This window comes from Polyangium sp. 15x6 (genome assembly GCF_029960785.1).
Classification (GTDB): Bacteria; Myxococcota_A; Polyangia; order Polyangiales; family Polyangiaceae; genus Polyangium.
This window is the reverse complement of sequence record NZ_JASBQE010000190.1, coordinates 1-8,737: the sequence shown is the minus strand read 5'-3', so window position 1 is coordinate 8,737 and position 8,737 is coordinate 1. Positions and strand designations below refer to the sequence as shown.

General features: G+C 63.4%; 7 protein-coding genes. All 7 read left to right on the top strand.

What is annotated here, in order from left to right; translation table 11 throughout:
* Positions 1 to 1,076 (top strand): hypothetical protein (locus tag QHF83_RS52125; RefSeq protein ID WP_282425662.1); only part of this gene is annotated, 1,076 nt, incomplete at its 5' end.
* Between the two features lie 239 nt (positions 1,077 to 1,315).
* Complete coding sequence (locus QHF83_RS52120) at positions 1,316 to 2,224, top strand: hypothetical protein (RefSeq protein ID WP_282425661.1); 909 nt, start codon at positions 1,316 to 1,318, stop codon at positions 2,222 to 2,224.
* 532 nt (positions 2,225 to 2,756) lie between these two features.
* Positions 2,757 to 3,119, top strand: a complete 363-nt coding sequence (locus QHF83_RS52115; RefSeq protein WP_282425660.1) for a hypothetical protein — start codon at positions 2,757 to 2,759, stop codon at positions 3,117 to 3,119.
* An 18-nt stretch (positions 3,120 to 3,137) separates the two neighbouring features.
* Positions 3,138 to 3,548 carry a hypothetical protein gene (locus QHF83_RS52110; RefSeq protein ID WP_282425659.1) on the top strand — a complete coding sequence of 137 codons (411 nt, stop codon included), beginning with the start codon at positions 3,138 to 3,140 and terminating at the stop codon, positions 3,546 to 3,548.
* Between the two features lie 728 nt (positions 3,549 to 4,276).
* Positions 4,277 to 5,104, top strand: a complete 828-nt coding sequence (locus QHF83_RS52105; protein WP_282425658.1) for a DUF5050 domain-containing protein — start codon at positions 4,277 to 4,279, stop codon at positions 5,102 to 5,104.
* A gap of 79 nt (positions 5,105 to 5,183) precedes the next feature.
* On the top strand, positions 5,184 to 6,518 hold the full coding sequence (locus tag QHF83_RS52100) for a hypothetical protein (RefSeq protein ID WP_282425657.1): 1,335 nt from the start codon (positions 5,184 to 5,186) through the stop codon (positions 6,516 to 6,518).
* 1,463 nt (positions 6,519 to 7,981) lie between these two features.
* The gene (locus tag QHF83_RS52095) at positions 7,982 to 8,614 is read left to right on the top strand and encodes a hypothetical protein (RefSeq protein WP_282425656.1); all 633 of its coding nucleotides are present in this window, start codon (positions 7,982 to 7,984) and stop codon (positions 8,612 to 8,614) included.
* Positions 8,615 to 8,737 lie beyond the last annotated feature (123 nt).

Below are 8,737 nucleotides of genomic sequence, written 5' to 3'. Positions count from 1 at the left end.
ACCGCCAGGCGCTCAACGTGCGGCCCGATCCGCTCGTCTCGGGGCGTCTCGGGCTCGTGCTGGTCGAGGGCGGCAGGCCCGAGGATGCTGCCGAGCTTCTGCTCTACGCGCTCCATCAGGCCCCGGCTACGACGCCCGCGGAGCGTGCAGAGCGCCGGCGCTTCTTCGAGGCGCACGAGGTGGCGCGCGCTCATGGCTCGTGGGTCGAGATATTCGTCTCTCACGCGGGCGCGCGTGTGACGGTGGACGGCATCAATCGGAACGAGGCGGGGCGTTCGGCCTTCTGGACGTTCGTGGCGGGAGGAGAGCACGAGATCCGGGCGACGCTCGACGGATTCGAAGAGGCGGTCGTGAAGTTCAGGGCCGTGAAGGGAAAGGACATGAAGGTTTCCGTTCCCCTGACGGCACGCACGGTAGAGCGAACGGAGCGCACGGCAGAGCAAGCTCCGGCGATCTATGTGCCCGAAAAGGACCCGACCACGACCTTATCGGCGGTGGTCTCGGGGCCTAGCTTCACGAAACAGGAAGACCCGTTCGCGTACGACGACCAGCTCAAGGAATCCGCAAACGAAGGCGAAAGAAAGGGGTTGCGCGGCTTCGTCGGGGCGGGGCCGGTGGTGGTGTTTGGCGTGGCTTCGTGGATGCCGGCCGTGGGGGCGACGATCGCGGGAGGCGTGCGGCCCAACGATTACGTGTCGATCGGGCTGGAGGGGCGTGTCGCGTGGTTGACGACGGGCGTCGCGGACCAGCCAATCAGTGCGATGACGGCGGGCGGCATCGCGAGCGTCTGCGGACACTACAAATGGTTTCTCGGCTGCGCGCTAGGTCATCTAGGGGTAATCAACATTGACATTCCGAGTCAGACTTACAAGCCGGCTTCCTACGTCAACATTCGACCGGGTGGCGGGCTGCGGTTCGGGGGCACTATCCCGGTGACCGGCAACTTCGTTTTACATACTACCGCGGACGTGCTCGCGCTCACCCGAGGGCTGGGCATCGTTGTCGGCGATACCATTATATCAAAGCAACCCCCTGTTATGATCGGCCTGAACGTCGCCGGTCGACTGGAGCTCTAGCAATGCGATTTGCCGCGTGTGTCGCGTTGGCTGTGGTTTCTAGCGCCTGTACCGCTCCCTATGAGTTCAACCGAGCGGAATGCGATCCGAACGGGTTTGTGCCGTCGGACCTGTGCGTCGATGCTGGCACGTCCGATGCTGGCACCGACGCCGACGCGGGGCCGCCCGATGCAGCTCCATCTGCATGCCCCGGCCGGTGCGTCCCGGTGCCCAGCGGAAACGGTGGTTACTGGTCGGAGGTGGCCGTCTCGCTCCTCGTGTACCCGCCAAACGCGATGGCAAAACCTCCGGAGTGTCCAGAGGGGGCCTCGGCCGAGAAGTGGCGCCTCCTCGCAGACCTCGACGCCCCTGCCGCCGCGTGCGAGCCTTGCGAGTGCGGCCCCTCGACCGGCGCGTGCAAAGCACTGCCGGAGACGATGCAGATCCGCGCGGGGGCGTGCGGGGAAAGCGGGGCCGCCAGCCTCCCTTTTGATGGTCCGGCCGGTTGGGATGGCTCCTGCACGAGCGAAAACGCCCTTCCGGCCGGTGCGCAGTGCGGCGGGGAGCCGTGTGCCCAGTCCGTGTGGGTTTCGCCGCTCCCCGGGCCGACAAACGAGGAGGGGTGCAGCCCTAAGAGCGAGAAGCCCGCTATCACGAAGACGACCGAGTGGAAGCTCGCGGGCCTCGCGTGCATGAACAACACGGTGGACGACGCCTGCGCAGATGCAGGGACGCAGTATTGCGTCAGCGATCCCGGGCCCGGCTGGCTCCAATGTGTCGTTCGCGAAGGGGCCGACGCCCCCTGCCCGGACAACTACAACTGGGCCCGGTACGAGATGTTCCCCGAGGATGCCGTCATTGATGAACGCGACTGCGAGGAGTGCGCATGCGGGCCGCCCGAGGGGAGTGCATGCACCGCATCGATTCACCTCTATGAGGGGCCGGTCTGCTCCTCTCAATCGGAGCAATTCGGCATGCTGTCTCCCCATGACCAGTGTCTAAACATAGGTCCGCCGGGCCACGCACTCGCCGGCAAGGCGATCACCAACCTCGAATACGTGCCCGGCACGTGCGCCGCGACCGGCGGAGCGCCGAAGGGCGAGGCCAAGAGGGACATGACCAAGGCCGTCACCTTCTGCTGCCTCTACCCGTTTTACCTCATCAACTGATACCCGCCTCTCGGGTACGACACTCTCCCACAAAACGACAGCGGTCGCGTTACCTCGTTCCCGCTCGCGCATTGTTTGTCTCCTGAAGGGGCGAGCATCTTGCTCCCTTCACAAGACACAAACGACCCGCAGAAGGGGGCGATGGGCATGCTCTGGGCGAGCGCAGCCCTTCGCCCTCTCCTGGGGGTCGTTTGTCGCCGTTCTCGCGCACGCTATCGATTCGCCGTCGCCTCGGATCGGCGACGCCAAACGGAGAGGAAAGATGAGCGCCCTACAGGATTCCGACGACGACGCCGCTACGGCCGTGATGGTCCGCCAAGCTCTGCTTCCGCCGCCACCAAGCGGCATTCGCCCGAACGTCGTGCATTCAGAGCCGCCGCCCCGAGATACGGTCTTTGATCCTCCGTCGCGTTGGAGGTGCCTCGGGGCTCTGGCCCATGCCCTCGTCTACCGTGTACGAGCGCGCTTGCGCGGGGGCCGGCTCTCGGATCGGCTCCCACCGCTTCCCCTGTCTCGCTCGGCGAGGTCCACCTTGGTTGCCGCGGGCGCTGTCGCGCACGATGAACGCGGCGAGCAGCTCCTCCTCGATCTCATGCGCGCGGAGCCTGCCTTTCAGAAAGCCGCGATCCACGTCGCGTATTACGCGTGCGAGCTTCGGAAACTCGGGGAGGATGCACACGACGAGGGCCTCGTCCACTTCGCACTGTCTCGGATGCGGGTGGACAGCGACGGCTTCGTCTCGCTCGCACGGTTGCGGGACAGACTCCCGAACTTGTCGTTTTCGGGCGCGCTCGTGCCCGCCGTGCTTCGGCTGGAAAGAGCGGGCATCGTCTCGCTCACCATAGACCATGCTCGACCCGAGCGCGTGCAGCTCCGGCTCCGGGTCCCCCTTTGAAACGTAGGAGACACCATCATGTCCAGGAACAGCACGCCCAAGAAAAAGATACCCGAGTCCGAGACAGCCGAATCTGCGGAGTTGGCCACGGCGTTCGCGCTCGCCAGCGACGGAGAGCTCTATTTTACCTTCGAGAGCGCCCCGCCGCCGGGCCGTGCGGTGTTCGTGGGCTATGCATTGCGCTCCGATGAAGTCAGGAGGTTTGGCATCGGGGGCTTGCTCCTTTGGGCACTCGTCCAGCCCCTCGCGCTCGGGAGCGACGGGTGCATCTACGTGCGAGAGGGGTTCATCGACGCCGAAGGGCGCGACGTGTTCCGCGGCTTTGCTGCCACCTCGGAGGAGGCAACACGCGCAGCCGAGGAAATTCACCGCGTTGCGTCCAACGTCACGGTCGAGGTATTCGCGAGGAAGCGTGCAGCGGTGGCATAAACCGGTGCGGATCACACCGGTGTCGAAGTAGGCGCCGAATGGTGTCGCCGCGTCATCAGGACAACGCCACACCGGGGGGGTTACTTCGACGTGCGCCGCCGAGTAGCCCCAGACGCGCTCAAGACCCAACAGTTAGGTCACCGACGCCGCCGAGTTAGCCCCGGAAGGCAATCGTGGTCACCGACGCCGCCGAGTTAGCCCCGGAGCGCTCAAGGCGATCGTCAATCAGCCCCTTGGAAGCGCAGCGTCAGCAGCCCGCGCTCCGCGGGGGATGAACACTTTGTAGACATGTGAGACAGTTCTGTGGCAGGGTGAACGGTCATATGGGCAAATGCCTTGCGTACATCGTTCGGTTGTCGAGCGATCCTGTGTCGAGTGCCCCCCGGCAACATGCTCATCGCGCCATGAGCATCCTGACGAGATCGACTAAACATGCTCATCTCACCGCGTCGTGTCTCGCCGTATGGTTGATGTACTGCGGATGCGCACCTGATCTTCGGGTGGAATCGCCTGCGGATGGCGGAGAGGGAGGCTCGGCCCCAGCTTCGACCGGAGTCGGGGCAAGCGGCGCGGGCGGTGCCGGAGGCAGTGAACCCACGTGCCTCACCGGCGAGGTTGCATGTGGCACGATCTGCGTGGATACGGCGACCAATTCACAGCATTGTAGCGCCTGCGGCCACTCTTGCCTGGGTGGCATCTGCCAGGGGGGATCGTGTCAACCGCTCGCCATGGCGAGCGGGCTGAAAGGCCCGCTCGGCATCGCGCTCGACGGGGGATATGTTTATTGGTCGAACGCCGACGACGGTACGATCATGAGGATTCCGGTGGGGGGGGGCGTACCGATCACGCTCGCCAGCGGACAGAACAACCCCACGAGCATCGCTGTCGGCGCGGGATACGTCTACTGGACGAACAAGGCTTATCCCGGAGAGCTGATGCGCCTGAGTGTGGGCGGTGGCTCCCCAGAACAACTCGCGTCGATGGAAAATCAACCTTACGGGCTTGGGGTCGATGCCGAAAACGCCTATTGGACCAGCTTGGGCGAAGGGACCGTAAAAAAGGTCCCGATCCAGGGCGGATCCCCGATAACGCTCGCCACGGCGCAAGGTAGCCCGACCATGCTCGCGGTTGACGGGGGATGGCTTTACTGGTCCAGCAGTGGCGCTGGCGCGCTCCGAAAAGTCGCGACCGCAGGGGGGACCGTGGTAACCCTGGCCAGTGCGCAGGCCGCGCCGTCGGGAATAGCGGTCGTGGCCGATGAGGTTTACTGGGCCAATGGGGGCGACGGCACGCTGATGAAGTTCGACCCGCAGAGCGGAACAGCCCAGAAACTGGCTGAGGGGGAACAGCCATGGCGGCTCACGACGGACGACGCTTACGTCTACTGGACGGATCAGCTTGCCGGCACCGTCATGCGCGCAGCCCGAAGCGGAGGCGCAGCGGTCACGCTGGCAGCGGGCCAAGTATCCCCGTCAGGCATTGCAGTGGATGCCGACGCCATTTACTGGACGAGCTACTCGTCGGTCGGCGCGGTAATGAAGCTTGCAAAGAACTGAAGCATCGAACAGAGGCATAACGCCACTGGCTGCATAGATGGTTTCGCACGCCGGATTTTCGCGAAAGGGACATGAGACAATGATGCATCGCACCCAATTGACCTTCGTTGCGTTCGCTGCGGCGATGTTGGCCTCCGCGACGGCGGGAGCCCAGATGACGACCTACACGGTCAAGGCCCCCCCGACGTCACCCAGCGACGAGATCAGCCTCACCGGGCCAGGCAATACCACGCCTGCGTCCACCAATGCCACCCTCATCGCGTCTGGCCTGATGGGCGGGATGTACTTCGGAGGCTTCACGAAGACGACGGCTCTCAGCAAACAAGCTACTGTCACGAGCCAATGCCCGGGCTACAGCACGGCGGGGAATAACTGGCCTGGAGGCTGCGACATCTACGGGATTTCTCGTGCAGTGAATGCATCGTTCGGCCAAAATTGGGGAGCTGCGAACTATGAAGGCAGCAGCACCGGGCAGAATGCGGCAGTCAACAAACAGATCGATGCGATGGTTTACTACAAGAGTCCCGTGCTCGTGCCGCTCCACGGGAGCACCGACCACTTCGCCACCATATTCGAGATCAGGGCGGACCGCTCGAATTCAACTTACACCGTCGAGTACGTGAAGTATTTCGACGGGGGCACTCCTGGGCCAGACCCCATGGATCCGTGGTCTGACGCGAAAGGCAATGGATACCATGACGGGGTCAAGAAGGTGTCGGGCGCTATCTGGAAGCTTGAGTACTATCTCCTTCTGGCATCCCCTCCTGGGTGCAACCCCTACTGCGGGAAGTACGTCCTGGCATACGACCCGCCCAAGGGATCGTTGCTGTCGGAGAACAAATCGCAGGTGAACTTTGCACATTACCCCAGCGTCCTGTTCGACGACGAGGAAATGGACGGGCTCCTTGCCGAAGAGCGTGTATGGGATGCGCTGTATTCCGCCGATGTCCCTGACGATCCGATGATGTGGCGCCGGATCATGAGTGCCCACGTGGGCGCAGCCTCGCCCGTGTATGCGGAGGACATGGACGGCAATCCCATGGACTACTACCTTGTGCCGTTCCTTTCCGAAGAGCGCGGCGAGGTCGCTGCGATGGTGCGGCTCTCCATGGCAGATGGCTCGTTCGAAGCGATCTGGGTGCCGACCCGCCCCGTGCCTTTCATGGGCGTTACTCCCCAGGAAGCTGCGTTCGCCGCACAGGATGTACTGGCCAGGGACGAGCAGCTCGTCGGCGGCACGCTCACCTGGAACCCGCGACGCAGCCTTGGCGGCTCGGACATGGTGCCGTACTACCAGTTCTATATCGTGAGTGACGACGGCGAAGTCCGCGGCAGCATCGGCGTGGCCTGGTTCGATGGGCAGGTGCGCGGAATCGATCACACCCCGCCTCGCCGCGCCTCCGTCGAGCGCTGAGAACGCTCTCCCCGAGGACGCATCGTCATCTCGACGACCTCCGAAAAGGCTCGGTCAGGAGTGGAAGAAACTTTTTCGTTCCCTAGAGTCATGATGGCCGCGGAGCATTCACTCTCCGGGAGCCCACTCGAGACCTAGCCGAGCCACGACGGCATCGGAGGCTCCATAGCCGATCCGGGCGAACGCGTCACGTGCCTGCTCCTCTGCCGCGGAGAGCGCACTTGTCACGCCCGTCCGTGGTCGCTGTGTACGCGCCAGTGGCCCTGCCGTCGCCGGAGCCGCGCTTCGCGCCCGTCTCCAGACGTCTCGCCATGTCGCCTCCCCCGCCCCCGTCAAACTTCGCAAGAGTGCCTGGAATGATGCTGTTTCCGGTGTCCTTCTCAGGGGTTAGCGAGGACTCCCTCGCGCCCCCATCCATCATTTCCTAAGCCCTGCCAACCGACTTGACGGGCGCCAGAACCTCGCGGAGGGCCTCCAAGGCCTCACACCTCCCCCCTGCGCCCTCCCACATCTGGAGCAGCTCCCCTCCCCACCACAGGCCAAGCACGAGCATCCCGTCCCACGGGACGATGGCTCGCAGCTCCAGGCCCGGGGCAAGCTCCATCGGTCCACTCGTCCTCATCGACCTCGACCAACGCGCATGCCCTTCCATCGACACGAGCGGGTGCCGAGTTGCGTCCTTTCGTCGTGGATATCCAGAGCATCTGGCATCGATGCGGAGATCGAGCCAATCGGTGGGACACACTACATCTTCGTCGCCGCGTTGTTTCTGCGTGAGAGCATTTCACGCTCTCCCCCCAGCGAGCGGACTGTGATGCTCCCGATTGGCAGATGGGGACTTCTTTACCTGTCGTTCAGTAATTCCTGGCGCCGCTCGGCGTAAAGCCTGAGGCGAATTTCTGCCGCTTGTAGCGACACATTGAACCGCTCCTGCACTGCGGCGGAGGAAAGCTTGCCTACTTCGCGCTCAAGTGTCACGAGTCCCTGCGCCGGAATCAACAGCGCGGCCCCCAACGAGTTCGCCTGCCACTCCGTATCCCTATATCGAGGATGCGAGGGCTGTTGGCCACGCGCGGACAACTCGTGTGCCGGAGCACACGCAACGCGAGCCTCGCTCCTCGGAGACGGGGCAGCCGGCCCCCTACACGAGCTTGCAGCGGGCACCGCACGGATGCATGAAAACACAACGAAATTCTTCGTAGACTTTCGTAGGAGATTTTTCGATGTGGAAGGTGCGACTGGCAACTTTCATGGTCCCCCTGGCTTCATGGAGCTGTGGTGCAAAGACAGAGCTCGACATGGGTTTTGCTGGGCGTGACGCAGCGGATAGTGAGGGGGCGGATGGTAGTCCGCAAGGATCAGGAGGTAATGAAAGCGGCGCGGGAGGGAGTGGTGCAAGTGGAGGCGGTGTGGACGGGGGCGGGGGACCACCGGAGCTTGCGGTGTACGCTACGGGGAACAGCGTGCTCTATGTGGTGGCGCCGGCATCCAAGAAAATTCTCGTAAGCGTACCACTTTCCGGCTGCGAAGGAGAGATCATTGATGTTGCGGTGAATCGAACTGGCATCGTATACGCAACGACTTTCAATGGGCTCTATCGAATCGACCCCTCTGACGGGACCTGCACATTGATTCGAAATGATTTCTTTCCGAACTCTCTTGGCTTCGTGCCCGAAGGAAACGCAGGGGCCGAGTTGCTGGTTGGTTACCGCGATTCGTCCTACTGCCACATCGATCCCACGACGGGCGGAATCCAACTGGTGGGGGGGCTCAGCGCCGGCTACACGTCGAGCGGAGACATCGTCACGACCAAGGACGGGCGGACGTACTTGACCATCAAAGGCGACGGCTGCAACGACTGCCTCGTGAAGATCGACCCCGGTACGGGTGCTCTCTCCAAGCTCGTGGGGCCCATGGGGCAGTCCGACGTGTACGGGCTGGCGTATGCGGGTGATTCGCTGTATGGCTTCACGCGGGCAGGATTGATGCTGACCATCGACCCCTCGAGTGCGACCTCGAAGGTCCTTCCGCTCGTGAATGCAATACCTGGTTTGAGCTTTTCAGGCGCCGCCGCTTCGAGGGTGGGGGCTGACTAACACTACTGCGGGACCTTCATCCACCTCTGCGCGGGCTCGAGCGGGTCCTGGGTGGGGTTGTGTCGTTTGTTTCTTACTTTGTCCTCCAAATCTTGCGCCCGGTTTGCCCAGGTACTTGAAAGG